Here is a 25,926-nt window from a genome sequence, read left to right as displayed (position 1 = left end):
AATCCTCACAGCTTCATCACCAGCATGCCCGCCAGCACCAGGCTGCAGGCGGCCAGGCGCGGCAGGCCGAAGGGCTCCTTGAGGAAGCGCATGCCGAACAGCACCACCAGCAGCACGCTGGTCTCGCGCAGCGCGGCAGCCTCGGCGATGGAGCCCATCTGCATGGCCCAGAGCACCAGCCCGTAGCTGAGCAGCACGCAGAAACCGACGCTCAGGCCGAGCTTCCAGTCGTTGATCCAGAACTTGGCGAAGGCCCGTGTGCGCCCGACCAGCGCCAACAGCGGGAATGGCAGGCCGGACAGCAGCGACAGCCAGACCAGGTAGTCCAGCGGCTTGGGCCAGAGCTTCAGCGCGTTGCCGTCGGTCCAGGTGTAGCTGCCGATGCACACGCCCATCAGCAGCACAGTGGGATAGGCGATCCACGGCAGCTTCGAGCCGCCCCCGCCCTTGAGCAGGAACAGCATGCCGACCGGGATCAACAGGATGCCGAGGATCTGTTTGTCGGTCAGGTGCTCGCCGCCGAAGGTCAGGGTCAGCGCCAGCACCACCAGCGGCGACAGGCCGCGCATCAGCGGGTAGACCAGCCCCAGGTCACCGACCTTGTAGGCCTGGATCAGCAACACCCGGTAGACCAGTTGCAGCGACACGGCGGCCAGCAGCCAGGGCCAGACCGCCGCAGGAGGAATCTCGATCCATGGCAGCAGGACCAGCGCGGCTGCCAGGCCGACCATGTCCATGCAGGCGACCACCAGCAGGCGGTCGCTGCTGAATTTGACGAGGGTATTCCAGGTGGCGTGCAGCAGGGCGGCCAGCAGCACCAGGGTAGTGGCGAGCACGAAAACGAACTCCTGGTATAGACCAGATGAATTCTACCCTGAGCAACCCCATGGCCGGCAAGTGCTGGCTGTTTCGGACATTTCCATCTGACTCCTCAGCCGGAACTGACCTAGACTGGGCCTTTTCGTCAGCACGAGCGTCTGCCATGCCCCGTTTGATCAAGTTCCTCACCGGCTACATCCTGGTCACCCTGCTCTCCGGCTGCGGCTACAACGCCATGCAGGCCGGTGACGAGCAGGTGAAGGCCGCCTGGTCGGAAGTGCTCAACCAGTACCAGCGCCGCGCCGACCTGATCCCCAACCTGGTCAGCACCGTGAAGGGCTACGCCTCCCATGAAGCCAGCGTGCTGACCCAGGTGACCGAGGCCCGCGCCAAGGTTGGCAGCACCACGCTCAATGCCGACCAGCTGGACGATCCGGAAGCGGTCAAGCGCTTCCAGCAGGCCCAGGGCCAGCTCAGTTCGGCGCTCTCGCGCCTGCTGGTGGTCTCGGAAAACTACCCGCAGCTCAAGGCCGACGGCCTGTTCAAGGACCTGCTGACCCAGCTCGAGGGCACCGAGAACCGCATCACCGTCGCCCGTGGCCGCTACGTGAAGTCGGTGCAGGAATACAACGTGATGATTCGCCAGTTCCCGCAGGTGATCACCGCGAAAATCTTCGGCTACAAGCCCAAGGCCAACTTCAGCGTCGAGAACGAAGCCGCCATCTCCACCGCGCCTAAAGTGGACTTCGGCAACGCGCCAGCGCAGCCCGCGCAATGACCCTGCCGCGCTGGCTGCTGGCCGCCCTGCTGCTGTGCTGGGCGGGCCTGCTGCAGGCGGCGCCGGTCGCCGTCCCGCCGCTCAGCGCCCGCGTCACCGACCTCACCCAGACCCTCGATGCGGGTCAGCGCGCGCAGCTGGAAAGCCAGCTCGCCGGCCTCGAACAGCGCAAGGGCGCGCAGATCGCCGTGCTGCTGATCCCCAGCACCGGCGAGGACAGTATCGAGGACTACGCAGTCCGCGCCTTCGAGCAATGGAAGCTCGGCCGCAAGGGCGTGGACGACGGCGTGCTGCTGGTGGTTGCCAAGAATGATCGCGCGCTGCGCATCGAAGTCGGCTACGGACTGGAAGGCACCATCACCGACGTACAGGCCGGGCGCATCATCCGCGACACCATAGTCCCGCACTTCAAGACCGGCGACTTCGCCGGCGGCATCCAGGCCGGCGTCGACAGCCTCGTCGCACTGATAGAACCGCCAGCGGCAACCCCTGTCGAACCCGATGCGGGCGCAGCGGATCAGCTGCCGCAGACGGGCCCGGTGACGGGCTACAGCGATGCGTACTCCAACCGCAACGCCAGCGCCGCCGAGGAAATTCCCCCTGCGCGCCTGCTCGGCCTGCTCGCCCTGCTGGTGGGTGTGCCGCTGCTCTGCCTGCTGTTCCCGGTGCAGTGGTTGCGCCAGCGCAGCATGGGCCGCTACCTGCTGTGCAGTGCACTGGTCGGCGGCGTGGCCTCGGCAGTATTGCTGTTCAGCGAAGCCAACCCCGAAGCCCTGCAGCAGCAGATGATCGGTTCCTTCTCGATTCCGCTGGTGCTGTACATCTTCTTCCTGCCGCCGATGTGGCTGACCTCGGGCGTGCTGCAGCTGCTGCTGATGATCATCAGCTCGATCAGCCGTGGCGGCGGTGGGCGTGGGGGCGGCGGAGGCGGAGGCTTCCGAGGGGGCGGTGGCTCCAGCGGCGGCGGCGGGGCCTCCGGCCGCTGGTAAGCCCCTGCACGCTTGAGAATTACAGGGCGGCGACGCCCTGTTCTTCCTCGCGGATCGAACGCAGCACCTGGCGCTGCAGGTCGATGAACTCGGCGCTGGCGGCCATGTCCTCATGGCGCGGGCGACCGAGCTTCACGTCGAAGGTGGTCTTGATCCGCCCCGGGCCCAGGCCCATTACCACGATGCGGTCGGACAGGTAGACCGCCTCTTCCACGTCATGGGTGACGAACATCACCGTCAGCCGGTGGGTTTCCCAGATGCGCGTGAGCAGCTCCTGCATCTGGTGGCGGGTCATGGCATCCAGCGCACCGAAGGGCTCGTCCATCAGCAGGATCTTCGGCCGGTAGGACAGCGCTCGGGCAATCGCCACGCGCTGCTTCATGCCGCCGGACAATTCGTTCGGATAGGCCTCGGCGAACTTCGTCAGCTTCACCAGTTCCAGGTGCTCATCGGCGATCTCGCGGCACTGCGCGCGGGACATGCCGGCCGCCTTGAGGGCGAACTCGACGTTCTGCCGCGCAGTGAGCCACGGCAGCAGGGTGTAGGACTGGAACACCACACCACGGTCCAGGCCGGGACCTGCGATCGGCACGCCGTCCACCTTGACGCTGCCGCTGTCGAATTCCTCCAGGCCGGCAGCAATGGACAGCAGCGTGCTCTTGCCGCAGCCCGAGGTGCCGACGATGGAGACGAACTCGTTGTCCGCCAGGGTCAGGTCAATGTTGCGCAGCACCTCGCGGCGCTCCTTGCCGACCGCGAAGCTCTTGTTCAGGCCGGAGATTTCCAAAGTCGCCATCAGCTGCGTCTCCGGTTGTAGCGGAACAGGACCTTCTCGCCGGCGCGCATGGCCTGGTCGGTGACCAGCCCGAGGAAGCCCAGCAGAAGGATGTAGCCAATGATGGTGTCGGTCTGGAAGAAGCGCTGGGACACGGTGATGCGGTAGCCCAGGCCGGAGGTGGCGGCCACCAGTTCGGCCAGCACCAGCCAGGTCCAGGCCCAGCCGAGGCTGATCCGCAGCGCGTCCCAGATGCCCGGCAGGGCGCTGGGCAGGACGATCCTCAGGAGGATGCGGCGATCCGGCATGCCGAGGGTGCGGCCGAGGCCGACGAAGTCCGCCGGCACGCGCTTGATGGCGTCCATCACCATCAGCACCTGCTGGAAGAAGGTGCCGATCCAGATGATGAGGAATTTCTGGAAGTCGCTGGTGCCGGCCCAGAGGATGGTCAGCGGCACGAAGGCGACCACCGGCATGTAGCGCACGAAGTCCACCAGCGGCTCGGTGGCGGCTTTCCAGAAGCCGTAGCAGCCGGCGAAAACGCCGATCACGATGGACATCGCCGAGGACACCAGGAAGGCCACGGCGATGCGGTACACGCTGACCTTCAGGTCCGACCACAGGGTTCCGTCGGCGGCCAGCTTGAGCATGCGCGCCCAGACGTCGCCGGGCGCCGGCAGGAATATCTTCGGCACCGCGCCGCTGGCGCCGGCCAGCCACCAGAGCAGCGCCAGCAGGACGAACACGGCGCCGCCGATGAGCAGGAAGTGGCGCTGCGCGATCGGCTTGCCGATGGTGAACAGCGGGTTGGATTTACGGGCTTTCATGTCGGGCTCGTCGAACGGAGAAAGACGCGCGCCGGCTCAGGGCCGGCGCGCGGGGTGTTTCAGAGGATCAGAGAGCCTCGACGAAGCGCGCGTCGATGGCCTGCGCCGGGGTGACCGGCTGCTGGAGGATGCCGGCTTCGCTGGCGGCCTTCTGGATGTGCTCGAACGAGCCCTTCTGGAAGGCACCCTTCAGCTCGGCCTGGTTTTCCTTCACCGAGTAGAAGTGCACGCCGTCGAAGGCACTGGTCAGCTCGGACTCGTCGGCGCCCACGCCCTTGGCGATGGCGGCGCGGCCTTCGGCGCCCTTCTCGTTGTAGTGCTTGAGGCCGGCTTCCCAGCTCTTGATCAGCGCCAGCACCTGGCCGGGACGCTCCTTGAGGACTTCGTCGCGGACCACGAACACGTCGCTGATGATGCCCGGATCATCCGAGCCCTTGTACAGCAGGTTGACCTTGGGGTTCTGCTGCTTGGCGGCGGACAGGTAGGGCTCGTAGGTCACGGCAGCCGGGACCTGGCCGGCGATCAGCGCGCTGCCGGCGTTGGCGGCGGGCATCGGCACCGGCTGCACGTCGGCGATGGTCAGGCCGGCCTTGCGCAGGGCGCTGTGCAGGAGGATGTCGCTGGTGGTGCCTTCTTCGTAGGCGACCTGCCTGCCCTTGAGGTCGGTCAGTGTCTTGATCGACGGGTCGACGATCAGCGCGTCGGCGCTGGTGCTCTGGTCCAGCAGCAGGACGATCTTCACCGGCAGGCCGGCGGCGACCATGGCCATGGCGGTGTGGGTGGCGAGGTTGCCACCGTCGATCTGGCCGCTGGCCAGGGCGGCGTTCATGTCCTTGTCTTCGGTGAAGTTGACCAGCTCGACCTGCTCCAGGCCGTTGGCCTTGAAGGCGCCAGCCTGTTCGGCGACATACCACTGGCCGTAGCCCAGCCAGGGCTGCATGCCCATCTTGAAGGTGCCGGCTTCGGGCTTGGTGTCGGCCTTGATCGCTGCGGCGTGCGCGGCGCCGGCCAGCAGCAGGCTGGCACAGGTGGCCACGGCCAGTTGGCGCAGCGCGGATGCGAAGGTGGTGTGCATGGTCTCTCCCCGGTCATTGTTTTGCAGGCACATTCGGGTGAATGCGTGCTGCTGGATCGGCGGGGAGCGTGCGTCGGCCCATGCCCGCCGTGGGCGGGCACAGGCTCACATTCAATCGACGCAAATGCAAAGGTTTTCGCCGCGGTTCGGCTTGGCTCCGGGCACGCTGGCAATCACCTCGGCGAGCCAGCCATCAGGGCTGGGGAATGGCGTCGTCCTTGAACTGGTCCTTGATGTAGAGGATCTCGGTGCGACCATGGGGCGCCGGCTGACCGTCCGGACCGATGTTGACGAAGACCATCTTGTCGACCGTGAGGATGCTCTTGCGGGTGATCTTGTTGCGCACCTCGCAGGTCAGGGTGATCGAGGTGCGACCGAACTCGGTGGCGGTGATGCCCAGCTCGATGATGTCGCCCTGGCGTGCCGAGCTGACGAAGTTGATCTCCGAGATGAACTTGGTCACCACGCGCTGGTTGCCCAGCTGGATGATGGCGTAGATCGCCGCTTCTTCGTCGATCCACTTCAGAAGACTGCCGCCGAACAGGGTGCCGTTCGGGTTGAGGTCTTCAGGCTTGACCCATTTGCGGGTATGGAAATTCATGGAAGCTCCTTCTTGGGAGGTTGCGCCTCGTGAGCGCGATGACGGGGAAAGCCCCGCCGGCTATGCAAGTCTGGACCCGGCCGGCGCCTGTCTGCTTGTCATGGCTCAGCCAAGGCCGGCTTCGGCTCGGTACCTGGCCGCCTCGTCGACCAGCCAGTCGCGGAACGCGCCCAGGGTCGCCGACTCCACCTTGCGTTCGGGAATCATCAGGTAATAGGCATTTTCGCTCAAATAGGCATGTTGCATCGGCACGATCAGCCGGCCGTCGGCCAGCTCCTGCTGGATCAGCATCGGCGGGATCAGCGCCACGCCCATGCCGTGCATCGCCGCCTGGGCGAGCATGGAAAACAGCTCGTAGCGGGTGCCGCTCATGTCGTGCGCCACGCTCATGCCCAGCGAACCGAACCACTGGCGCCAGGCGTAGGGCCGGGTGGTCTGTTGCATCAGCGGCAACTCGGCGATCTGGGCCGCGGACAACGCCCGTTGCCCACCCAGCAGCTCGGGGCTGCACACCGGCACCGGGTTCTCGTGCATGAGGAAGTTGGCGACCGTACCGGACCACACGCCATCGCCGAAATACAGCGCGGCGTCGAATTCGGTGTCAGCGAAGAGGAACGGCCGGGTGCGGTTGGTCAGGTTGACCGTGACTTCCGGGTGCAGCCGCTTGAAATCCTTCAGCCGCGGCAACAGCCACTGGGTGGCGAAGGTCGGCACCACCGCCAGCTCCAGCGTACCGCCACCCTGCTGGCCCATCACCGCCAGGGTGTCGCGCTCCACGGCGTCCAGGCGCTGGGCCACGCGGCGGCTGTAGTTGAGCCCCGCCTCGGTCAGCTTCACCCCGCGCCGCGAACGACGGAACAGCTCGACGCCGAGGAACTCCTCCAGCGTGGCGATCTGCCGGCAGATGGCGCTCTGGGTCAGCGACAGTTCGTCCGCGGCCTTGGTGAAGCTTTCGTGGCGGGCGGCGGATTCGAAGGCGACCAGCGCCGCGGTGGTCGGGATCTTGCGTCGCATCGAATGCCTCTTCGGAATATCGTGATGCGCAGAATTCGCCAGGAACGCCTGATATAGAGGCAATTCCTGAAAAAAATCGCATCAACCCTGCCATTACGGAGTGACAAAATAGCACAACAGCGTGCGAATTAGTCGGTTGCCCGGCTTCCCGACGGCTGACTAGGATGGCCCACACCGAGCCCGCCTAGACTTGTGCGGGTCTTTCACTGTCTGCGTTCGAGGTTTCTCCATGGCGACCAAAGCAAGCTTCAACTGGGAAGATCCGCTGCTGCTGGATCAGCAACTCACCGAAGAAGAGCGCATGGTGCGCGACAGCGCCCAGCAGTTCGCCCAGGACAAGCTGGCCCCGCGCGTGCTGGAAGCCTTCCGCCATGAACAGACCGACCCGGCGATCTTCCGCGAGATGGGCGAAACCGGCCTGCTCGGCGCGACCATCCCCGAACAGTACGGCGGTAGCGGCCTGAACTACGTGTGCTACGGCCTGATCGCCCGTGAAGTCGAGCGCATCGACTCCGGCTACCGCTCGATGATGAGCGTGCAGTCCTCCCTGGTGATGGTGCCGATCAATGAATTCGGCAACGAAGCCACCAAGCAGAAATACCTGCCGAAACTGGCCAGCGGCGAGTACATCGGCTGCTTCGGCCTGACCGAGCCGGACCACGGCTCCGACCCGGGCTCGATGATCACCCGCGCCAAGAAGGTCGACGGCGGCTACCGCCTGACCGGCGCCAAGATGTGGATCACCAACAGCCCGATCGCCGACGTCTTCGTGGTCTGGGCCAAGGATGACGAAGGCCAGATCCGCGGCTTCGTCCTGGAAAAAGGCTGGGAAGGCCTGTCCGCCCCGGCGATCCACGGCAAGGTCGGCCTGCGCGCCTCGATCACCGGCGAGATCGTGATGAACAACGTGTTCTGCCCGGAAGAGAACGCCTTCCCGGACGTGCGCGGCCTGCGTGGTCCGTTCACCTGCCTGAACTCCGCCCGCTACGGCATCTCCTGGGGCGCCCTGGGTGCCGCCGAAGCCTGCTGGCACACCGCTCGCCAGTACACCCTGGACCGCAAGCAGTTCGGCCGCCCGCTGGCTGCCAACCAGCTGATCCAGAAGAAACTGGCCGACATGCAGACCGACATCACCCTCGCCCTGCAAGGCTGCCTGCGCCTGGGCCGGATGAAGGACGAAGGCACCGCCGCCGTCGAAATCACCTCGATCATGAAGCGCAACAGCTGCGGCAAGGCCCTGGACATCGCCCGCCTGGCCCGCGACATGCTCGGTGGCAACGGCATCTCCGACGAATTCGGCGTCGCCCGCCACCTGGTCAACCTGGAAGTGGTGAACACCTACGAAGGTACCCACGACGTCCACGCGCTGATCCTCGGCCGCGCCCAGACCGGCATCCAGGCGTTCTTCTAAGCGCCTCGCGCCAGTTCCTTCGGAGCTGGCGCCCGTTTTACCTCTCGCCCGAGAGGCCCCGGGGAGGACCGTGGAGTCCCCGCACTGCGCCCTCCCCGCCCCTATTCAAGCTGCAGGTGATTGCATGTCCGGCGCCCTTTCGCACATCCGTGTCCTCGACCTCTCCCGCGTTCTCGCCGGCCCCTGGGCCGGGCAGATCCTCGCCGACCTCGGCGCGGAAGTGATCAAGATCGAGCGTCCCGGCAGCGGCGACGACACCCGCGCCTGGGGCCCGCCGTTCCTGAAGGATGCAGACGGCCGCGACACCAGCGAAGCGGCGTATTACCTGTCGGCGAACCGCAACAAGAAATCCCTGACCATCGACTTCACCCAGCCCGAAGGCCAGCGCCTGGTGCGCGAACTCGCCGCCAAGGCCGACATCGTGCTGGAGAACTTCAAGGTTGGCGGGCTGAAAGCCTACGGCCTGGACTACGAGTCGCTGAAAGCGCTGAATCCGAAGCTGATCTACTGCTCGATCACCGGCTTCGGCCAGTTCGGCCCCTACGCCAAGCGCGCCGGCTACGACTTCATGATCCAGGGCCTGGGCGGCCTGATGAGCCTGACCGGCCGTTCCGACGCCGAGGAAGGCGCCGGCCCGGTGAAGGTCGGCGTCGCGCTGACCGACATCCTCACCGGCCTGTACTCGTCCACCGCGATCCTCGCCGCCCTCGCCCACCGCGATGTCAGCGGCATCGGCCAGCACATCGACATGGCGCTGCTGGACGTTCAGGTCGCCTGCCTGGCCAACCAGACCCTGAACTACCTGACCACCGGCAACCCGCCGCGTCGCCTGGGCAACGCGCACCCGAACATCGTGCCGTATCAGGACTTCCCCACTGCCGATGGCGACCTCATCCTCACCGTCGGCAATGACGGGCAGTTCCGCAAATTCGCCGAACTGGCGGGCCATCCGGAATGGGCCAGCGACGAGCGCTTCGCCACCAACCAGGCGCGCGTGGCGCACCGCGAGGTGCTGATCCCGCTGATCCGCCAGTCCACCGTGATGCGCACCACTGCCGAATGGATCACGCTGCTGGAACAGGCCAGCGTACCCTGCGGTCCGATCAACGACCTGGCGCAGGTCTTCGCCGACCCGCAGGTGATCGCCCGCGGCCTGCGCGTGGACCTGCCGCATCCGCTGGCTGGCAGCGTGCCGCAGGTGGCCAGCCCGATCCGCCTGTCCGAGACGCCCGTGGAATACCGCAACGCCCCGCCGACCCTCGGCCAGCACACCCAGGAAATCCTCGAAGGCGTGCTGGGCCTGGACCAGGCGGCCATCGGCAAGCTGCGCGACGACGGCGTGATCTGAGCCAACTGACAGCCGGCGCCCGCTCCCGCGAGCGCCCAACGATCCCCGCAACGACGCCCGCGCCAGGGTTTTCACGGCCCCTGGCGCGGGCGCGACGGGGATCCCGGCCGCGATGCAATACGTGAACGCGACCAAAAGCCTTTGGCTTGTCATGCGCCATGGCTATAATCCGCAAGCTTCAATAACGGCCGGCGCTGTCCGGCTGTTCCCGCCACCTGTCCGAGGGGCGCTGCAGCAGGTCGATTCGCTTCGACATGTCAGGCTCGGATGGGGCGCGTCACGGTCGGCAACCGCCGATCGCCAAACGCATCAACGGCGCCCATTCGCAGACAACGAATGGAGAGTTACGCATGAGCGCTGTCATGACGCCTGCCGGTTTCACCGACTTCAAAGTCGCCGACATTTCCCTGGCCGCCTGGGGCCGCCGCGAGCTGATCATCGCCGAGTCCGAAATGCCGGCTCTGATGGGCCTGCGCCGCAAGTACGCCGCCAGCCAGCCGCTCAAAGGCGCGAAGATCCTCGGCTGCATCCACATGACCATCCAGACCGGCGTGCTGATCGAGACCCTCACTGCCCTGGGTGCAGAGGTCCGCTGGTCGTCCTGCAACATCTTCTCCACCCAGGACCAGGCTGCTGCCGCCATCGCCGCCGCCGGTATCCCGGTCTTCGCCTGGAAAGGCGAGACCGAGCAGGAGTACGAGTGGTGCATCGAGCAGACCATCCTGAAAGATGGCCAGCCGTGGGACGCCAACATGGTGCTGGACGACGGCGGTGACCTGACCGAAATCCTGCACAAGAAATACCCGCAGATGCTCGAGCGCATCCACGGCGTTACCGAAGAGACCACCACCGGTGTGCACCGCCTGCTCGACATGCTCAAGGCCGGCACCCTGAAAGTCCCGGCGATCAACGTCAACGACGCTGTGACCAAGAGCAAGAACGACAACAAGTACGGCTGCCGTCACAGCCTGAACGACGCCATCAAGCGCGGCACCGACCACCTGCTGTCGGGCAAGCAGGCCCTGGTGATCGGCTACGGCGACGTGGGCAAGGGCTCCGCCCAGTCCCTGCGCCAGGAAGGCATGATCGTGAAGGTTTCCGAAATCGACCCGATCTGCGCCATGCAGGCCTGCATGGACGGCTTCGAGCTGGTTTCCCCATACAAGAACGGCCTGAACGACGGCACCGAAGCCAGCGTTGACGCAGCTCTCTTGGGCAAGATCGACCTGATCGTCACCACCACCGGCAACGTCAACGTCTGCGACGCCGGCATGCTGAAAGCGCTGAAGAAGCGCGCCGTGGTGTGCAACATCGGTCACTTCGACAACGAGATCGACACCGCCTTCATGCGCAAGACCTGGGCCTGGGAAGAGGTGAAGCCGCAGGTGCACAAGATCCACCGCACCGGCGCTGGCGACTTCGATCCGGCCAACGACGACTACCTGATCCTGCTGGCCGAAGGCCGTCTGGTGAACCTGGGTAACGCCACTGGCCACCCGAGCCGCATCATGGACGGCTCCTTCGCCAACCAGGTGCTGGCGCAGATCTTCCTGTTCGAGCAGAAGTACGCTGACCTCTCCGCCGAGAAGAAAGCCGAGCGTCTGACCGTCGAAGTCCTGCCCAAGAAACTGGACGAAGAAGTGGCCCTGGAAATGGTCAAAGGCTTCGGTGGCGTCGTCACCCAGCTGACCCCGAAACAGGCCGAGTACATCGGTGTGACCGTGGAAGGCCCGTTCAAGCCGGACACCTACCGCTACTGATGTGCCCGAGGGCAGACGAGCAATCGTCTGCCCTCTTTGCCATCTGGTGCCCCATGGACCTGCAGGACAGCTACAACCAGGCCTGGCTCTTCGCCGCCGGCGCTCACGCCGGGCAGACGCTGACCGCCTCGCCGCTACCCTACGCAGTCCACCTGGCGATGGTGGCCAATGAAGTGATGGCGGCCGACCGCGAAGCGCCCATCCAGCGCCTGGCGGAGACCGTCCAGATTGCCCTGCTGCACGACGTACTCGAGGACACCCCGGTGCCCTTCGAGGAACTGCAGATGCGTTTCGGCGAGTTCGTCGCCGACGGCGCCCAGCGCCTGAGCAAGGTGGTGAATGGCGAGAAACTGCCATTCGACATCTACCTCGAAAGGCTGGCGACCGGCGCGCCGCAGTGTGCGATCGTCAAGCTGTGCGACCGGATCACCAACCTGCAGCCGCCACCCTCGACCTGGGCGCGGAGCAAGATCGCCGAGTACCATGTTCAGTCGCAGCGCATCCTGGCCGTCCTCGGTCATGCGCACGAGCCCAGCGCCGAGCGACTGCGCACGAAGATAGACAACTACCGCCGTTACTTCTGAAGTCGACGGCACATGCCGGCAGCCACGCGATGACGGGGCGCCGAAGGAACGACCATGAGTCAGAAAGAACGCCGTTTCAGCTTCGAGTTCTTCCCCGCCAAGACCGAAGCCGGCCATGAAAAACTGCTGGCCACCGCAAGCCAGCTGGCCGCGAAAAAGCCCGACTTCTTCTCCTGCACCTATGGTGCCGGCGGCTCCACCCGCGATCGCACCCTGACCACCGTGCTGCAGCTGGATGGCGAAGTGAAGGTGCCGACCGCACCGCACCTGTCCTGCGTCGGCGACACCAAGCCCGAGCTGCGTGCCCTGCTGGCCCACTACAAGGACGCCGGCATCCGTCGCATCGTCGCCCTGCGCGGCGACCTGCCCTCGGGCATGGGCATGGCCAGCGGCGAGCTGCGCTACGCCAACGAACTGGTGGAATTCATCCGCGCCGAAACCGGCGATCACTTCCACATCGAAGTTGCCGCCTATCCGGAAGTTCACCCGCAGGCGCGCAATTTCGAGGATGATTTGGCGAATTTCGTGCGCAAGGTCAAAGCCGGCGCCGACTCTGCCATCACACAATACTTCTTCAACGCCGACAGCTACTTCCATTTTGTCGAGCGTGCGGAGAAACTCGGTGTCAGCATTCCGGTCGTACCGGGTATCATGCCGATCACCAACTACACCAAACTGGCCCGCTTCTCCGACGCCTGTGGCGCGGAAATCCCCCGTTGGATTCGCAAGCAGCTGGAAGCCTACGGCGACGACATCGCCAGCATCCAGGCCTTTGGTGAGCAGGTCATCACCGACATGTGCGAACGCCTCCTTGAGGGCGGCGCACCCGGTCTGCATTTCTACACCCTGAACCAGGCTGAACCCAGCCTGGCGCTCTGGAACAACCTCAAGCTCCCCCGCTGAGGATCATTGCTCCGGGCTTACCGTCCGCGATCCCGGCCAGCGCAACGCCGGCGTATCGTGGACGGGGTGCTTCCAGCCGTCGGCTGAGCGCTCGCCCCGAGCCTGAAATCACGCGCCCTCGAGCCGGCAGGTCGCCGGCCTACAGGAACCCCGCATGTCCTTTACTTCCCTCGGTCTCTCCGAGGCCCTGGCTGGCGCCGTTGAAGCCGCCGGCTACGCGCGCCCCACTCCCGTCCAGGAACGCGCCATCCCCGCAGTACTGCAAGGCCGCGACCTCATGGTTGCCGCCCAGACCGGCACCGGCAAGACCGGCGGCTTCGCCCTCCCGGTGCTCGAACGCCTGTTCCCCGAAGGCCACCCGGACCGCGAACACCGCCACGGCCCGCGCCAGGCCCGCGTCCTGGTACTGACCCCGACCCGCGAGCTGGCTGCCCAGGTGCACGACAGCTTCAAGGTCTACGCCCGTGACCTGCCCCTGAAAAGCGCCTGCATCTTCGGCGGCGTCGGCATGAATCCGCAGGTCCAGGCGATGTCCAAGGGCGTCGACGTCCTGGTCGCCTGCCCCGGCCGCCTGCTCGACCTGATCGGCCAGGGCAGCGTCGATCTGTCCCGCGTGGAAATCCTCGTCCTCGACGAAGCCGACCGCATGCTCGACATGGGCTTCATCCACGACGTGAAGAAGGTCCTCGCCAAGCTTCCGGCCAAGCGCCAGAACCTGCTGTTCTCCGCGACCTTCTCCAAAGACATCATCGACCTCACCAACAAGCTCCTGCACAACCCGGAGCGCATCGAGGTCACCCCGCCGAACACCACCGTCGAGCGTATCGAGCAGCGTGTGTTCCGCATTCCGTCGGTACAGAAGCGCGCGCTGCTGGCGCACCTGGTGACCATGGGCGCCTGGGAGCAGGTGCTGGTGTTCACCCGCACCAAGCACGGCGCCAACCGCCTGGCCGAGTACCTGACCAAGCACGGCCTGCCGGCCGCCGCGATCCACGGCAACAAGAGCCAGAACGCGCGCACCAAGGCCCTGGCCGACTTCAAGGCCAACGACGTGCGCATCCTGGTCGCCACCGACATCGCCGCCCGCGGCCTGGACATCGACCAGTTGCCCCACGTGGTCAACTACGAGCTGCCCAACGTCGAGGAAGACTACGTCCACCGCATCGGCCGTACCGGCCGCGCCGGTCGTACCGGTGAAGCCATCTCGCTGGTGGCGCCGGACGAGGACAAGCTGCTCAAGGCCATCGAGCGCCTGACCAAGCAGCGCATCCCCGATGGCGACATGCTCGGCTTCGACCCCGACGCCGTGCTGCCGGAAGTCCAGCAGCCCGAGCCGAAGGAAGCCCCGCAGCGTCAGCCGCGCAAGGACAAGGCCAAGCGCGGCGAGCGCAAGGACCGCAACAAGGACAAGCCGCAACAGCCGCAGGCCGAAGAGCAGCAGAACGCCGCTCCCAGCGCTGAAGGCGAAGCCGCCGACGGCGACAAGCCGGCCGGCAAGCGCCGCCGTCGTGGCGGACGCGGCAAGAAGAAGGGCGACGGCCAGGGCGGCGATGCTCAGCCGAACGCCAACGCTCAGGCTCGTGAGCCGCGCGAACCGCGCCAGCCCCGCCAGCAGCAAGAGCAGCAGGGCCAGGGCCGTCAGCAGCAGGCCAAGCCGGCTCGCGCGCCGAAAGCTGTCGATGGCAATCGCGATCCGGAAGAATTCCTCGACGACGACTTCGACAACTTCGGCAACCGCGCCGACTACGTCAGCCCGTTCCCGGACAAGGACCAGCAACGCGGCCAGCGCCGCCGTGGCGGTCAGGGCCAGGGACAAGGCGCAGGTCAGGGCCAGAACCAGGGTCAGGGCCAGCAACGCGCCCGCGGCCAGGGTGGTCAGGGCGGCGGCCAGGGCGGCAGCGGTCAAGGCCGCAGCCAAGGTCAGGGGCAAGGCCAGGGCCGTGCTGCCAAGAAGCCTGGCGCCGGCGGTCGTGGACAAGGCCAGGGCGGCAACGGCCAGGGCAAGCAGGGGCAGGGGCAAGGCCAGCGCAAGCGCGGTGGCAAGGCTCCGGCTTCGCGCATGAACGACGCCCCGCTGCGCGAGCCGAGCGAGTACGGCGCCGCCAAGCCGACCCGCCAGCCGGTAGTGATCAACAAGCGCGACCTGGTCCGTACCGACCGCTTCCCGACGCCGGAGCAGTTGGAAGAACTGGAACCGCGCCGCAAGACCGAGCGTCCCGCGCTGCTGACCCGCAACCGCGAGTGATGCTGTAGAAGAAACCGCCCTCCGGGGCGGTTTCTTTTTGCCCGCGATTTGTCGCCGACACACCCTGTGATCCTACAAAAGCCCCGCACCTCATTTGCCCGCGTAGGGCGCATAACGCCGACGGCGTTATCCGCCGCCCTGGCGGATAACCCGTTCCGGGTTATTCGCCCTACGGGTGCCAGCGGCTGATCACAGAGAACAGACTTCCCGTCCGGGCAGGCACAAAAAAGCCGCCCGAAGGCGGCTTTTTCAGCAGTGCATGAAACTCACAGCACCTGCCGCAGGAAGCTCTGCGCACGCGCATCCTTGGGCTGGGCGAAGAACTCCGCCGGAGCGGCGTCCTCCAGCAGCTTGCCGTGATCAAAGAACAGCACGCGGTCCGCTACTTCGCGGGCGAAGCCCATCTCGTGGGTCACGCAGACCATGGTCATGCCTTCCACGGCCAGGGTCTTCATCACGTCCAGCACCTCGCCGACCATCTCCGGGTCGAGCGCCGAGGTGGGTTCGTCGAACAGCATCACCTTCGGTTCCATGCACAGCGCACGGGCAATCGCCACGCGCTGCTGCTGGCCGCCGGAGAGGCGCGACGGGTACTCGTTGGCCTTCTGGCCGATGCCGACCTTTTCCAGCAGCGCACGGGCCTTGGCTTCGCGCTCGGCCTTGCCGCGCTTGCGCACGACCTTCTGCGCCAGGCACAGGTTCTCCAGCACGGTCATGTGCGGGAACAGGTTGAAGTGCTGGAACACCATGCCGACTTCACGGCGGTAGGCGTTGATGTCGGTCTTCGGGTTGGCGAGGTCGACGCCGTCGATGCTCACCGAGCCGGAGTCGAACTCTTCCAGGCCGTTCAGGCAGCGCAGGAAGGTGGACTTGCCCGAGCCGGACGGCCCGATCACCACCACCACTTCGCCGCGGGCGACGCCGGTGCTGACATCGTCCACCGCGCGCACGACCAGCCCGCGGGTGTCGTAGACCTTGGTCAGATTACGGACTTCAATCACTTTGGCCGAGCCTCCGCTCCAGACGCCCCGCCAGATGCGACAGCGGCAGGTTGATCACGAGGTAGAGCGCGGCGACGCAGAACCAGATCTCGAAGGTGGAGAACGAGGTGGTGATCGCCTCGCGGCCGCTCTTGGTCAGCTCGGTGATGGCGATCACCGAGACCAGGGAAGTGTCCTTCACCAGGCTGATGAACTGCCCGGCCAGCGGCGGCAGCACGCGCTTGAATGCCTGCGGCAGGATCACGTGGCGCATCGACTGCGCGGCGTTCAGCCCCAGGGAGCGCGCGGCCTCATCCTGGCCACGGGCGATGGACTGCACGCCGGCACGGACGATCTCGGCCACGTAGGCGCCGGTGAACAGCGCCAGCGCCGCCACACCGGCGAACTCGCGGGACAGGTTCAGCACGGTGCCGATGAAGAAGTAGAAGATGAAGATCTGCACCAGCAACGGCGTACCGCGCACCAGTTCGACGTAGAGGGTCGAGAGGTCGTGCAGGGTCGGGTTCTTCGACAGGCGACAGAGACCGGTGAACAGGCCGATGAACAGGCCGAACGCGCCGGAAACGAAGGAGATCCACACCGTGGTCCACAGGCCCCAGGCCAGCGGGCCGGCAGCCCAGTGACGGGTCGAGCCGACCACATCGCCCTCGGCGACGTCGTCGTTCTCGGAGAACTGCAGGGTGTCGGCAGCCACGCTCAGCACCTGCTGCTTGCCGTCTTCGTCCACCAGGGTGACACGGGCGTTACCGCCCTGATCCTCGATCTTCTCGACCCGCGAGATGCTCTCCGCGCGCAGCGGTTCTTCGGCCTGGTAGGCGAAGTACTGCGGGACGCGGTTCCAGCGCCACTCGTAGGAGATCAGCGAAGTGGAGTACCAGAGGGCCAGACCGATCAACAGCAGGATCAGTCCGGTCAGCCCGTGCCAGGGCCAGGTTGCGCGTTTCGTTCTAGCCACGAATCTCTACCGTGAAAATGCGAACGCGCAGGCTCAGGGCCTGCGCGTCGGGTCAACCAGCGTCAGACGTGGATTATTCCATGTCCTTGAGCCAGTCGGTGTTCTTGAACCACTTGTCATGCAGGCGATCGTAGGTGCCGTCTTCGCGAATCTGCTTGAGGAAGTTGTTGATGAAGTTGATCGAGTCGTAGTCGCCCTTCTTCAGACCAAAGGCCAGCGGCTCGTAGGTGAACGGCTGGTCCAGGTGCACCAGCTTGCCGGCGCCGAACTTGCTCACGCCGACGACGTTGTAGGGCGAGTCGTAGATGAAGGCGTCAGCCTTGCCGTTGACCACATCCATGACCGCTTCGGGCTCGTTGTCGAAACCGTGGTACTGGGCCTTGGACAGCTGCTTCTTGGCAACGAATTCGCCGGTGGTGCCGATCTTGGAGGTGATGCGGTATTTCGCGTCGTTCAGGTCCTTGTAGGACTTGATCTCGCCTTGCAGTTCCTTGCGGATCAGCAGGGTCTGGCCGACCACGATGAAGGGATCGGAGAAGTTCAGGCGCAGGTTGCGTTCCTGGGTCAGGGTCATGCCCGAACCGATCATGTCGAACTTGTCGGTGAGCAGGGCCGGGATGATGCCGTCATAGGCGGTGGAGACCAGCTCCAGCTTGACGTTCATGGATTTGGCCATGGCCTTGAGCAGGTCCACTTCGAAACCGACGATCTGACCGCGCTTGTTGGTCATCTCGAACGGCATGTAGGTCGGGTCCATGCCTACGCGCAGGGTGCCGCGCTTGGCCGCTTCATCGATGGCGCCGGCCTGAGCCGCGCTCACGCTGACCAGGGCGCAGACGCCCATCACCAGCGATGCCAGGTACTTTTTCATCCCCATACTCCCAAGCAAGTGAAAGAACTTCTTGTTTTTTCCAGCGATCGAATCGCGCGCGCCCAGGCATGCCGGGCACAGAAGGGTGCGAAGCGTACCCCATGCGGCGGATATCTCAATCTTTTCTGGATAGCTGGCGAAGGGTACCAGCAGCGGTGCGCGGGGAAAACAGGCTAAACCGCCACGCCTCCCTCGCCCCGGACGGGACGAGGGAGGCGCTGGGTCAGGATTGCGCGGCGGGCAGTGCCATGGCGCCCTGCTCCGCGACCGGCGCCAGGGGCACGGCCGGAGCATGAGCGTCGGCCTGCAGCGATTGCCGCCAGGGGCCGATCCACTGTTCCTTGTCACCCTGCCAGAGCGCCAGGTGCAGGCGCGACAGCGCCACCGGGTCACTCAGCAGCGCCAGGCGGCGGTTGCCGTCGAGCTGCTCGGGGCCGGCTTCCAGTGCCTTCTCGACCAGCGCGGTACGGGTCGCCTCGATGGCGGCGGACTGACCGTGGCGGGCGGTGCCCATGGCGCACGCCAGGGCGTTCAGCACCGGGTCGACGGCGGAACGGACGAAGCCGTCCTTCAGCGCCTGCCAGCGGTTCTGGTAGGTGTACTCGTCGGTGGCACGCAGCTCGCGCGGGGTGTCGTACTCCTCGGGGATGAGGAACAGTTTCTCGTCGCGCGAGGCCAGGCCCAGCTTGACCCGGCTGCTGATCACCGAGACCGGGATCGACAGCATCAGGGCGCCGACGATGGGCGACAGCCACCACAGGAAGCGCGGGTTCAGCCACGCCACCAGCAGCGCCCAGCACAGGCCCAGCAGGGTCTGCAGGCCGTGGCGACGGATCGCCTCGCTCCACGGGGTATCGTCGTCGTCACGCTGCGGCGACTTCCACTGGGCTTCCCAGCCGAGGAACGCGGCCAGCACGAAGCGGGTATGGAAGAGCATGCGCACCGGGGCGAGCAGCACGGAGAAGAACATCTCCAGCAGCATGCTCAGGGTCACCTTGACCACACCGCCGAAGCCCTTGGCGCCCTTGGCCCAGATCAGCATGACGCTGAGCAGCTTGGGCAGGAACAGCAGGGTCAGGGTGGTGGAGAACAGGGCGATGGCCTTCTCCGGGTGCCACTGCGGCCAGATCGGGAACAGCTGGCGCGGCTCCAGGAAGTACTGCGGCTCCATCAGCTGGTGCACCGCCAGCAGCGCGGTGGACAGCACCAGGAAGAAGAACCACAGCGGCGCCGACAGGTAGGACATCACGCCGGTGAGGAACACCGCGCGGTGCACCGGGTGCATGCCCTTGACCAGGAACAGGCGGAAGTTCATCAGGTTGCCGTGGCACCAGCGGCGGTCGCGCTTGAGCTCGTCCAGCAAGTTGGGCGGCAATTCCTCGTAGCTGCCTTCCAGGTCGTAGGCGATCCACACGCCCCAGCCGGCACGGCGCATCAGCGCGGCTTCGACGAAGTCGTGGGAGAGGATCGCACCGGCGAAGGAGCCCTTGCCCGGCAGCGGCGCCAGGGCGCAGTGCTCGATGAAGGGTTTCACCCGGATGATCGCGTTGTGGCCCCAGTAGTGGGATTCGCCCAGCTGCCAGAAGTGCAGGCCGGCGGTGAACAGCGGACCGTAGACGCGGGTGGCGAACTGCTGCATGCGCGCGTAGAGGGTGTCCATGCCCGACGCCTTGGGCGCGGTCTGGATGATGCCAGCCTCGGGGTTGGCCTCCATCAGGCGCACCAGCTTGGTCAGGCAATCGCCGCTCATCACGCTGTCCGCGTCCATGACGACCATGTACTTGTACTGGCCACCCCAGCGACGGCAGAAGTCGTCGATGTTGCCGCTCTTGCGCTTCACCCGGCGCCGGCGGCGACGGTAGAAGATGCGACCGAAGCCCAGGGCTTCCTTGCACAGCTCGATCCAGGCCTTTTCTTCGGCCATGGCGATGTCGGGCTGGTTGGTGTCGCTGAGCACGAAGAAGTCGAAGCGATCCAGCTCGCCGCTGGCCGCGACCGACTCGTAGGTCGCCCGCAGGCCGGCGAAGACGCGCGGGACGTCCTCGTTGCAGATCGGCATGACGATGGCGGTGCGTGCGTCGGCGGCGATCGGCTCGCTGCCCGCGCTGCTGCCGGAAATGCGGTAGCGGTCGCGGCCGGTGAGCAGTTCCCAGAAGCCCATCAGGGCAGTCCAGAAACCTGCCGAGACCCAGCAGAAGAGGATGGCGAAGAGCGCCAGCACGCCGAACTGGATGACGTACGGCAGCACCTGCTCCAGGGTCTGCAGGAAAGTCTGGCGGTTGATTTCTTCGAGATCGACGAAGGCCCAGCCCTGGTAGGGCAGGATGCCTTTCATGTAGTAGGTGGCGACGCTGGTCTGGCCGAGCATGAGCAGGACCAGGATGAACCGGCGCAGCGAGCCGACCCGCTGCCAGCGCGCCTTGGGCAGGTCGCGGGAGGGCTTGGAGGGGTTGCTGCGACCGGTCAGGCGACGCCAGCCGCGCATGATCGGGTTGGTGCGCCAGGGCTCGGGGATCACCTTGGTGCGCTGGATCGGCGGCGCGGCCTTGAGGTAGGTACGACCGTTGTCGTCCATGCCCAGCATCTGGGCATCGTCGAGGTCCTGGCCGTAGCCGTGGCGCAGACGTGCGCCGACCGAAGCCAGCGCAGCGTCATCACCCTCGACGTCGCCAGCGAGCTGCTCGTGCAGCTCGCTGATGGAACCGGCCTTGGCCAGCCGCTCACGCTCCTGCGCCGACAGCGGCAGGTGCGCGAGATAATCGGCCACCGGCGCGGTGGTAGCGGTGGAGTTATTCATCGGCAGGCAGCTGGTAGCTCCAGGTTTCGGAAATGGTCTGGCCACCGTTTACCAGGGCAGCGCGCATTTCCGTCGGCTTCTTCGGATCCTTGACCTTGATCCGCAGGGTCAGACGCCAGCCCTGGGTCACTGCGTTGTAGCGCAGGCTGTTTTCCTTCACTTCTGCGTTGTCGTCGGTGCTCACCTGGGTGCTCACCGGGGCATCGCCAGCCAGCGCCTTCAGGGTCGGGCCGACGAAATCGACGACCAGGGCGACACTGCCATCCGGCTGGCGGATCAGGTTCTTCTGCTTCACGTCACCGACCGAGCGCAGGGTCTGCATGACCCAGGCGTTCTTCGGATCGTGCAGGGCCTGCTCGTCCTTGGTCCAGCGCATGCGGTAGGCGAAGTCCAGCGGCTCGCCGGCTTCCGGGCGCTTCTCGGGGTTCCAGAAGGCAACGATGTTGTCGTTGGTCTCGTCCGGGGTCGGGATCTCCACCAGCTCGATGGTGCCCTTGCCCCAGTCGCCCTGCGGCTCGACCCAGGCCGACGGGCGCAGGTCGTAGCGGTCGTCGAGGTCTTCGTAGCGGGAGAACTCGCGGCCACGCTGCAGCAGACCGAAGCCTTTCGGATTCTCGACGCTGTAGGCACTGACGGACAGGTGTTTCGGGTTGTTCAGCGGGCGCCAGATCCACTCGTCGTTGCCAGCATGGATCTGCAGGCCGGTGGAGTCATGCAGCTCCGGACGGAAGTTGTGCTCCGGCGACGGCTGGTTGGAGCCGAACAGGAACATGCTGGTCAGCGGCGCCAGGCCCAGCTTGGTCACCTTGTCGCGCAGGAACACGCGGGCCTTCACATCGACCACGGTGTCGTTGCCCGGACGGATGGTGAAGCGGTACGCGCCAGTCGCACGGGGCGAATCCAGCAGCGCGAAGATCACCAGGTGCTTGTCCTTGGGCTTGGGTTTTTCGATCCAGAACTCGCGGAAGCGCGGGAATTCCTCACCCGACGGCAGCGCGGTGTCCAGCGCCAGGCCACGGGCGGACAGGCCCCACCACTGGTCCTTGCCGATGATGCGGAAGTAGCTCGCCCCCAGGAAGGTGGCGATCTCGTCCTGCTTGTCCGGCGAGTTGATCGGGTACAGCAGGCGGAAGCCGGCGTAGCCCAGGTCCTTGGTGGCATTGGCGTCGAACTTCAGGGAACCGAAGTCGAAACGGGAGGGATCGTATTTGATCTCCTTGACGTCGGTCGCCGTGACTTCGTTGATCTTCACCGGGGTGTCGAAGTGCATGCCCTGGTGATAGAAGCTGATCTTGAAGGGGGTCTTCTCGTCGGCCCAGTAGGCCTTCTCGTTACGGAAGCGAATCTGCTGGTAATCGGCGAACTTCATTTCGCTGAATTCCGATGGCAGGTTGCTCGTCGGTGCGCTGTACTTCTCTGCAGCCAGCGCCTTGGCCTTTTCGCCAACGTCGTCGAGATTGAAGGCCCAGGCATGGGTAGCGCTCAACGCCAACAGGGCGGAGCCGACCAGTCCGCGAAGGATTTGGCGCGAAAGCGGTTGTTGAACGGAACGGAAAATCACGAGTCCCCCTCGTCCGTGAACACAAAACGATTAAAGCCAGCAAAGGCGATGCCAATCTGCTGGCGATTGAATTCCGACCCCGGTGAGCCTGAATGATTCCCCGATTTTTTCCACGGGTACTTCAGGCTCCCGGAGGCGCATTGTTCTAAGTGCATAAGCCCTAACCATCATCCCACGGCGATATGACAAGCTGCCGCGCGTTCAAGCCTCCAGTAGAAAGGTCACCGGGCCGTCATTGACCAGGTGGACCTGCATGTTGGCGCCAAAACGGCCAGTGGCGACCAGCGGATGACGCTCTCGCGCCTGTTCCACGAGTAGATCGAACAACGCGGCGCCCTTTTCAGGTGGCGCCGCGCTGGAAAAGCTCGGTCGCAGCCCCTTTCGGGTATCCGCGGCCAGGGTGAACTGCGAGACCAGCAGCAGACCGCCGCCGACATCGCTCAATGAAAGGTTCATTTTACCTTCATCGTCGCCAAACACTCGATAGTTAAGCAGCTTGTGCAACAAACGGTTCACTGACTCTTCATCATCCTGGGGTTCTACCCCCACCAGGGCCAGCAGCCCATGGTCGATGGCGCCGACGATTTCGCCGTCGACCTCGACGCGGGCGCCACGCACCCGCTGGATCAGACCCTTCATTCAGCCTCCGGCGGCAGGTTCAGCAGGCGCCGGCCGATCTCGTTGGTGGCGCGCACCAGCGCATCGGTGATGCCCGGCTCACCGGCCACGTGACCGGCGTCGCGGACGATCTGCAGTTCGCTGTTGGGCCAGGCCTTGTGCAGCGCCCAGGCGTTGTCCAGCGGGCAGACCACGTCATAGCGGCCGTGGACGATCACGCCCGGCAGGTGGGCGATCTTGTGCATGTCGCGCAGCAACTGGTCGGGCTCGAGGAAGCCGTCGTTGACGAAGTAGTGGTTCTCGATCCGGGCGATGGACAGCGAGCGGTGCGGGTCGGCGAAGCGCTCGACCACCGCCGGGTTCGGTCGCAGCGTGGCGGTACGGCCTTCCCAGGTGGACCAGGCACGGGCGGCGTGCATCTGGGCGATCTGGTCCGGGCCGGTCAGGCGGCGGTGGAAGGCGTGCAGCAGGTCGTCATGCTCATCGGCGGGAATCGGCGCCAGGTAGTCCTCCCAGTAATCGGGGAACAGGCGGCTCGCGCCTTCCTGGTAGAACCAGCGGATTTCCTGCGGGCGGCAGAGGAAGATGCCGCGTACGATCAGCGCCAGCACACGCTCGGGATGAGCCTGGGCGTAGGCCAGCGAGAGGGTCGAGCCCCAGGAGCCGCCGAACAGCACCCATTTGTCGATACCCAGGTGCTCGCGGATGCGCTCGATATCCTCGACCAGGTGCCAGGTGGTGTTGTTCTCCAGGCTCGCGTAGGGCGTGGAGCGGCCACAGCCGCGCTGGTCGAAGGTGACGATGCGGTAGATATTGGGATCGAAGAAGCGCCGCGACATGGCATCGCAACCGGAGCCCGGGCCGCCATGGATGAACAGAACCGGCAGTCCGTCGGGCGTGCCACTCTCGTCCACATAGAGGACGTGCGGCTCTTCGACGGCCAGTTCATGGCGCGCGTGAGGCTTGATTTCCGGATACAAAGTTTGCATGGCTCGCTCCTGGATCAGTACGTACGGTCGCTCCGGACCAGTAACCATCCTAGGGCCTGTCGCCACCTAATAGAAAGTCGCGTTGCCGCGGCGCGACTTCCATCGAAAGTCTTCGGCCCCCACGGTGTCGGGCATGATACTCGGGCCAGCGAAAAACCCATAAGGGAGTTAGTGAGCCATGCCACGGAAGTTGTTTCTTTCTCTATTCATCCTGCTGCTTGCCTTGACCGGTTGCGGCCGGGACGACCCGCGCGCGCAACTGGACGCTGCCGTCAAGCAATTGCAGGACAACCTCGAAGCCAAGAATAGCGGGGCCGTGATCGATCAGCTGGCCGGCGATTTCCGCGCCAATGGCGAGTTCGACCGCGACTGGGCCAGGCGCACCATGACGCTGATGTTCCTGCGCCACCAGCAGGTCAAGGTGATCCTGATCAGCAGCGAGAGCCGGATCGACCCGACCTATACCAATCGCGGCCATACCGACGCGCAGGTCGCCCTTACCGGCGCCGAGAACCTCATCCCCGACAGCGCCGGGCATTACGCCGTGAAGCTGGAGTGGTGGCGCGAAGGTTCTGAATGGAAACTGGCGAGGCTCGACTGGCAATGACTCTCCCCCTGCAACATCGCATCCGCGCCGCCGGCCTGCTGCTGCGCAACGACGAGATCCTGCTGGTGCGACACGAGGTAGCCGGGGACGTTTACTGGATTCCGCCGGGCGGCGGCTTCGAGTCGGACAAGGACGAGTCCACCCGCGACACGGTGCGCCGCGAGTGCCGGGAGGAAACCGGGCTGGTGGTGGAGGTCGGCCCACTGGTCTATGTGCGCGAGTTCGCCGAGCCGGTGGCCGGGCGCTTCCACATGGAACTGTTCTACCGCGTGGATGCCTGGGATGGCCGGGTCAGCCTGGACAACCTGCGCGGCCTGGGTGGCGACGAGTTCGATATCCGCGAGGTCGCCTGGGTACCGCGCCAGGAACTGCCGCGCCTGCCCTCCTACTACCCCGCCGAATTGCTCGACGACGTCTGGGAACGCCTGGCCGAGGCGCAGCCGGTCATTCGCCACCTCGGCCTGCAGCGCTAGCAGCGTTACTGCACCGGTTCGCTGGTGGGCTTGGCGATGATCGCCTGCAGCTCGGCGGTCATGGGGAACTCCAGGTTGAGGTTCTTCGGCGGGATCGGCTGCTCGAACCAGCGCTGGTAGATGCCCTTGATCTCGCCCGAGGCGTAGAGGTCGGCCAGCGTCTGGTTGACCAGCGCGAGGAACTGCGGATCGTCGCGGCGCACCATGCAGGCATAGATTTCCCGCGACTGCGGCTCGCCCACCACTACCCAATGATGCGGGTCGCGCGCCTTGGCCTTCTCGCCGTAGAGCAATGCGTCATCCATGTAGAAGGCTACCGCGCGGCCGGATTGCAGCATGAGGAAGGCTTCGCCATGGTCCTTGGCGCTGACCACGTTCATGCCCAGCTTGTGCTCGGCGTTGTAGGCCTTGAGGTAGCGCTCGTTGGTGGTGCCGGCGGTGGTCACCACGTTCTTGCCCTTGAGGTCATCGAAGCCCTGGATGCCGCTGTCCTTGGCGGTCAGCAACTGGCCCTTCACGTAGATGAAGCCGTAGGAGAAGGCGACCTGCTTCTGGCGCTCTGCGGTGACGCCGGTGGAGCCGCATTCCAGGTCGACCGTGCCGTTCTGCACCAGCGGGATGCGTGTCTGCGAGGTCACCAGGTTGTACTTCACTTTCAGGTCCGGCTTGTCGAGCTTCTGCTTGATGCGTTCAACCACCTTTCCGGCCAGGTCCACCGAGTAGCCCATGGGCTGCCCGCTGTTGTCGCCCAGGTAGGAGAACGGCACCGAGGCGTCGCGATAACCCAGGGTTATCGCGCCTCGATCGTCGACTTTCTTCAACGTGCCATCCAGCGCTTCGTTCGCCTGCGCCAGCGCGCAGACCAGGCTGGACGCCGCCAGTATTCCCAGTGCGAGTCGTTTCATGAGTTCGGTCCCTCTTGTTG

24 protein-coding genes and 1 riboswitch are annotated in these 25,926 nt (G+C 65.4%); of the genes, 10 read left to right on the top strand and 14 right to left on the bottom strand.

What is annotated here, in order from left to right; genetic code table 11:
* Positions 1 to 5: 5 nt before the first annotated feature.
* The gene (locus IB273_RS23870; protein ID WP_192225175.1) at positions 6 to 836 is read right to left on the bottom strand and encodes an EamA family transporter; all 831 of its coding nucleotides are present in this window, start codon (positions 834 to 836) and stop codon (positions 6 to 8) included.
* A gap of 146 nt (positions 837 to 982) precedes the next feature.
* Here IB273_RS23870 and IB273_RS23865 point away from each other — a divergent pair, with 146 nt between their 5' ends.
* A complete protein-coding gene (locus IB273_RS23865) occupies positions 983 to 1,597 on the top strand; it encodes a LemA family protein (protein ID WP_081515397.1) in 615 nt (204 codons plus the stop codon).
* Complete coding sequence (locus tag IB273_RS23860; RefSeq protein ID WP_192225174.1) at positions 1,594 to 2,586, top strand: TPM domain-containing protein; 993 nt, start codon at positions 1,594 to 1,596, stop codon at positions 2,584 to 2,586. The genes IB273_RS23865 and IB273_RS23860 overlap by 4 nt, the downstream gene beginning before the upstream one ends.
* A gap of 19 nt (positions 2,587 to 2,605) precedes the next feature.
* Here IB273_RS23860 and IB273_RS23855 read toward each other — a convergent pair whose 3' ends face one another.
* The 5 genes from IB273_RS23855 to gcvA all read right to left on the bottom strand — a co-directional run bounded on the left by IB273_RS23855 (position 2,606) and on the right by gcvA (position 6,878).
* A complete protein-coding gene (locus IB273_RS23855) occupies positions 2,606 to 3,382 on the bottom strand; it encodes an ABC transporter ATP-binding protein (RefSeq protein WP_081515395.1) in 777 nt (258 codons plus the stop codon).
* On the bottom strand, positions 3,382 to 4,188 hold the full coding sequence (locus tag IB273_RS23850; protein WP_015479267.1) for an ABC transporter permease: 807 nt from the start codon (positions 4,186 to 4,188) through the stop codon (positions 3,382 to 3,384). Before IB273_RS23850 ends, IB273_RS23855 begins: the two co-directional genes overlap by 1 nt.
* Positions 4,189 to 4,255: 67 nt before the next feature.
* Positions 4,256 to 5,263, bottom strand: coding sequence for an ABC transporter substrate-binding protein (locus IB273_RS23845; protein WP_192225173.1), 1,008 nt, complete (start codon positions 5,261 to 5,263; stop codon positions 4,256 to 4,258).
* Between the two features lie 193 nt (positions 5,264 to 5,456).
* Entirely contained in the window at positions 5,457 to 5,864 is a 408-nt protein-coding gene (locus tag IB273_RS23840) for an acyl-CoA thioesterase (RefSeq protein WP_045215897.1), read from the bottom strand.
* A 105-nt stretch (positions 5,865 to 5,969) separates the two neighbouring features.
* A complete protein-coding gene (gene gcvA / locus IB273_RS23835) occupies positions 5,970 to 6,878 on the bottom strand; it encodes a transcriptional regulator GcvA (protein WP_081515393.1) in 909 nt (302 codons plus the stop codon).
* A 229-nt stretch (positions 6,879 to 7,107) separates the two neighbouring features.
* Here gcvA and IB273_RS23830 point away from each other — a divergent pair, with 229 nt between their 5' ends.
* From IB273_RS23830 to IB273_RS23805, 6 genes are all read left to right on the top strand, one after another.
* Positions 7,108 to 8,289, top strand: a complete 1,182-nt coding sequence (locus IB273_RS23830) for an acyl-CoA dehydrogenase (RefSeq protein WP_038803335.1) — start codon at positions 7,108 to 7,110, stop codon at positions 8,287 to 8,289.
* Positions 8,290 to 8,413: 124 nt separating this feature from the next.
* Positions 8,414 to 9,637 (top strand): CaiB/BaiF CoA transferase family protein, encoded by a 1,224-nt coding sequence (locus IB273_RS23825; protein ID WP_151188564.1) that lies wholly within the window; start codon positions 8,414 to 8,416, stop codon positions 9,635 to 9,637.
* 215 nt (positions 9,638 to 9,852) lie between these two features.
* A riboswitch (S-adenosyl-L-homocysteine riboswitch) is annotated at positions 9,853 to 9,965 on the top strand.
* A gap of 22 nt (positions 9,966 to 9,987) precedes the next feature.
* Positions 9,988 to 11,397 (top strand): adenosylhomocysteinase, encoded by a 1,410-nt coding sequence (gene ahcY / locus IB273_RS23820; RefSeq protein WP_081515391.1) that lies wholly within the window; start codon positions 9,988 to 9,990, stop codon positions 11,395 to 11,397.
* 53 nt (positions 11,398 to 11,450) lie between these two features.
* Positions 11,451 to 11,981, top strand: a complete 531-nt coding sequence (locus IB273_RS23815; RefSeq protein WP_192225172.1) for an HD domain-containing protein — start codon at positions 11,451 to 11,453, stop codon at positions 11,979 to 11,981.
* 54 nt (positions 11,982 to 12,035) lie between these two features.
* Positions 12,036 to 12,884, top strand: a complete 849-nt coding sequence (gene metF, locus IB273_RS23810; RefSeq protein ID WP_081515389.1) for a methylenetetrahydrofolate reductase [NAD(P)H] — start codon at positions 12,036 to 12,038, stop codon at positions 12,882 to 12,884.
* Between the two features lie 154 nt (positions 12,885 to 13,038).
* Positions 13,039 to 15,129 (top strand): DEAD/DEAH box helicase, encoded by a 2,091-nt coding sequence (locus tag IB273_RS23805; RefSeq protein ID WP_192225171.1) that lies wholly within the window; start codon positions 13,039 to 13,041, stop codon positions 15,127 to 15,129.
* A 266-nt stretch (positions 15,130 to 15,395) separates the two neighbouring features.
* On the opposite strand, the gene IB273_RS23800 is transcribed toward IB273_RS23805, so the two are convergent.
* The 7 genes from IB273_RS23800 to pip form a co-directional block, all read right to left on the bottom strand.
* Positions 15,396 to 16,130 carry an amino acid ABC transporter ATP-binding protein gene (locus IB273_RS23800; RefSeq protein ID WP_081515386.1) on the bottom strand — a complete coding sequence of 245 codons (735 nt, stop codon included), beginning with the start codon at positions 16,128 to 16,130 and terminating at the stop codon, positions 15,396 to 15,398.
* Positions 16,123 to 17,085, bottom strand: a complete 963-nt coding sequence (locus IB273_RS23795; protein ID WP_081515385.1) for an amino acid ABC transporter permease — start codon at positions 17,083 to 17,085, stop codon at positions 16,123 to 16,125. The genes IB273_RS23800 and IB273_RS23795 overlap by 8 nt, the downstream gene beginning before the upstream one ends.
* Before the next feature lie 73 nt (positions 17,086 to 17,158).
* Complete coding sequence (locus IB273_RS23790; protein WP_081515384.1) at positions 17,159 to 17,956, bottom strand: transporter substrate-binding domain-containing protein; 798 nt, start codon at positions 17,954 to 17,956, stop codon at positions 17,159 to 17,161.
* Positions 17,957 to 18,179: 223 nt separating this feature from the next.
* The gene (mdoH, locus tag IB273_RS23785; protein ID WP_192225170.1) at positions 18,180 to 20,753 is read right to left on the bottom strand and encodes a glucans biosynthesis glucosyltransferase MdoH; all 2,574 of its coding nucleotides are present in this window, start codon (positions 20,751 to 20,753) and stop codon (positions 18,180 to 18,182) included.
* Positions 20,746 to 22,314: a glucan biosynthesis protein G gene (locus IB273_RS23780; protein ID WP_081515382.1), complete on the bottom strand. Its 1,569-nt coding sequence runs from the start codon at positions 22,312 to 22,314 to the stop codon at positions 20,746 to 20,748. The genes mdoH and IB273_RS23780 overlap by 8 nt, the downstream gene beginning before the upstream one ends.
* A 201-nt stretch (positions 22,315 to 22,515) precedes the next feature.
* Positions 22,516 to 22,953 carry a D-aminoacyl-tRNA deacylase gene (gene dtd, locus IB273_RS23775; protein ID WP_081515381.1) on the bottom strand — a complete coding sequence of 146 codons (438 nt, stop codon included), beginning with the start codon at positions 22,951 to 22,953 and terminating at the stop codon, positions 22,516 to 22,518.
* Positions 22,950 to 23,921, bottom strand: a complete 972-nt coding sequence (gene pip / locus IB273_RS23770) for a prolyl aminopeptidase (RefSeq protein ID WP_081515380.1) — start codon at positions 23,919 to 23,921, stop codon at positions 22,950 to 22,952. The genes dtd and pip overlap by 4 nt, the downstream gene beginning before the upstream one ends.
* 178 nt (positions 23,922 to 24,099) lie before the next feature.
* Between pip and IB273_RS23765 the strand changes: the two genes are divergently transcribed.
* Together IB273_RS23765 and IB273_RS23760 are read left to right on the top strand one after the other, a co-directional pair.
* Positions 24,100 to 24,528 (top strand): hypothetical protein, encoded by a 429-nt coding sequence (locus tag IB273_RS23765; protein WP_192225169.1) that lies wholly within the window; start codon positions 24,100 to 24,102, stop codon positions 24,526 to 24,528.
* Positions 24,525 to 25,001, top strand: a complete 477-nt coding sequence (locus IB273_RS23760) for an NUDIX domain-containing protein (RefSeq protein WP_081515378.1) — start codon at positions 24,525 to 24,527, stop codon at positions 24,999 to 25,001. The genes IB273_RS23765 and IB273_RS23760 overlap by 4 nt, the downstream gene beginning before the upstream one ends.
* 5 nt (positions 25,002 to 25,006) lie before the next feature.
* On the opposite strand, the gene IB273_RS23755 is transcribed toward IB273_RS23760, so the two are convergent.
* Complete coding sequence (locus IB273_RS23755) at positions 25,007 to 25,906, bottom strand: transporter substrate-binding domain-containing protein (protein WP_192225168.1); 900 nt, start codon at positions 25,904 to 25,906, stop codon at positions 25,007 to 25,009.
* Positions 25,907 to 25,926: the final 20 nt, after the last annotated feature.

Origin of the sequence: Pseudomonas sp. PDM19 (assembly GCF_014852215.1) — a bacterium.
GTDB lineage: Bacteria > Pseudomonadota > Gammaproteobacteria > Pseudomonadales > Pseudomonadaceae > Pseudomonas.
The sequence above is the reverse complement of the archived record's forward strand: the minus strand, read 5'-3'. Positions and strand labels throughout refer to the sequence as shown.

What these genes read in the sequence shown, in the direction of transcription:
- dtd (WP_081515381.1), bottom strand. Translation starts at nt 22,953, where the DNA reads ATGAAGGGTCTGATCCAGCGGGTGCGTGGCGCCCGCGTCGAGGTCGAC.
- ahcY (WP_081515391.1), top strand. Translation starts at nt 9,988, where the DNA reads ATGAGCGCTGTCATGACGCCTGCCGGTTTCACCGACTTCAAAGTCGCC.
- IB273_RS23790 (WP_081515384.1), bottom strand. Translation starts at nt 17,956, where the DNA reads ATGAAAAAGTACCTGGCATCGCTGGTGATGGGCGTCTGCGCCCTGGTC.
- IB273_RS23765 (WP_192225169.1), top strand. Translation starts at nt 24,100, where the DNA reads ATGCCACGGAAGTTGTTTCTTTCTCTATTCATCCTGCTGCTTGCCTTG.
- IB273_RS23825 (WP_151188564.1), top strand. Translation starts at nt 8,414, where the DNA reads ATGTCCGGCGCCCTTTCGCACATCCGTGTCCTCGACCTCTCCCGCGTT.
- IB273_RS23850 (WP_015479267.1), bottom strand. Translation starts at nt 4,188, where the DNA reads ATGAAAGCCCGTAAATCCAACCCGCTGTTCACCATCGGCAAGCCGATC.
- IB273_RS23855 (WP_081515395.1), bottom strand. Translation starts at nt 3,382, where the DNA reads ATGGCGACTTTGGAAATCTCCGGCCTGAACAAGAGCTTCGCGGTCGGC.
- IB273_RS23865 (WP_081515397.1), top strand. Translation starts at nt 983, where the DNA reads ATGCCCCGTTTGATCAAGTTCCTCACCGGCTACATCCTGGTCACCCTG.
- IB273_RS23860 (WP_192225174.1), top strand. Translation starts at nt 1,594, where the DNA reads ATGACCCTGCCGCGCTGGCTGCTGGCCGCCCTGCTGCTGTGCTGGGCG.
- IB273_RS23815 (WP_192225172.1), top strand. Translation starts at nt 11,451, where the DNA reads ATGGACCTGCAGGACAGCTACAACCAGGCCTGGCTCTTCGCCGCCGGC.
- mdoH (WP_192225170.1), bottom strand. Translation starts at nt 20,753, where the DNA reads ATGAATAACTCCACCGCTACCACCGCGCCGGTGGCCGATTATCTCGCG.
- IB273_RS23840 (WP_045215897.1), bottom strand. Translation starts at nt 5,864, where the DNA reads ATGAATTTCCATACCCGCAAATGGGTCAAGCCTGAAGACCTCAACCCG.
- gcvA (WP_081515393.1), bottom strand. Translation starts at nt 6,878, where the DNA reads ATGCGACGCAAGATCCCGACCACCGCGGCGCTGGTCGCCTTCGAATCC.
- IB273_RS23830 (WP_038803335.1), top strand. Translation starts at nt 7,108, where the DNA reads ATGGCGACCAAAGCAAGCTTCAACTGGGAAGATCCGCTGCTGCTGGAT.
- IB273_RS23805 (WP_192225171.1), top strand. Translation starts at nt 13,039, where the DNA reads ATGTCCTTTACTTCCCTCGGTCTCTCCGAGGCCCTGGCTGGCGCCGTT.
- IB273_RS23755 (WP_192225168.1), bottom strand. Translation starts at nt 25,906, where the DNA reads ATGAAACGACTCGCACTGGGAATACTGGCGGCGTCCAGCCTGGTCTGC.
- IB273_RS23845 (WP_192225173.1), bottom strand. Translation starts at nt 5,263, where the DNA reads ATGCACACCACCTTCGCATCCGCGCTGCGCCAACTGGCCGTGGCCACC.
- pip (WP_081515380.1), bottom strand. Translation starts at nt 23,921, where the DNA reads ATGCAAACTTTGTATCCGGAAATCAAGCCTCACGCGCGCCATGAACTG.
- metF (WP_081515389.1), top strand. Translation starts at nt 12,036, where the DNA reads ATGAGTCAGAAAGAACGCCGTTTCAGCTTCGAGTTCTTCCCCGCCAAG.
- IB273_RS23760 (WP_081515378.1), top strand. Translation starts at nt 24,525, where the DNA reads ATGACTCTCCCCCTGCAACATCGCATCCGCGCCGCCGGCCTGCTGCTG.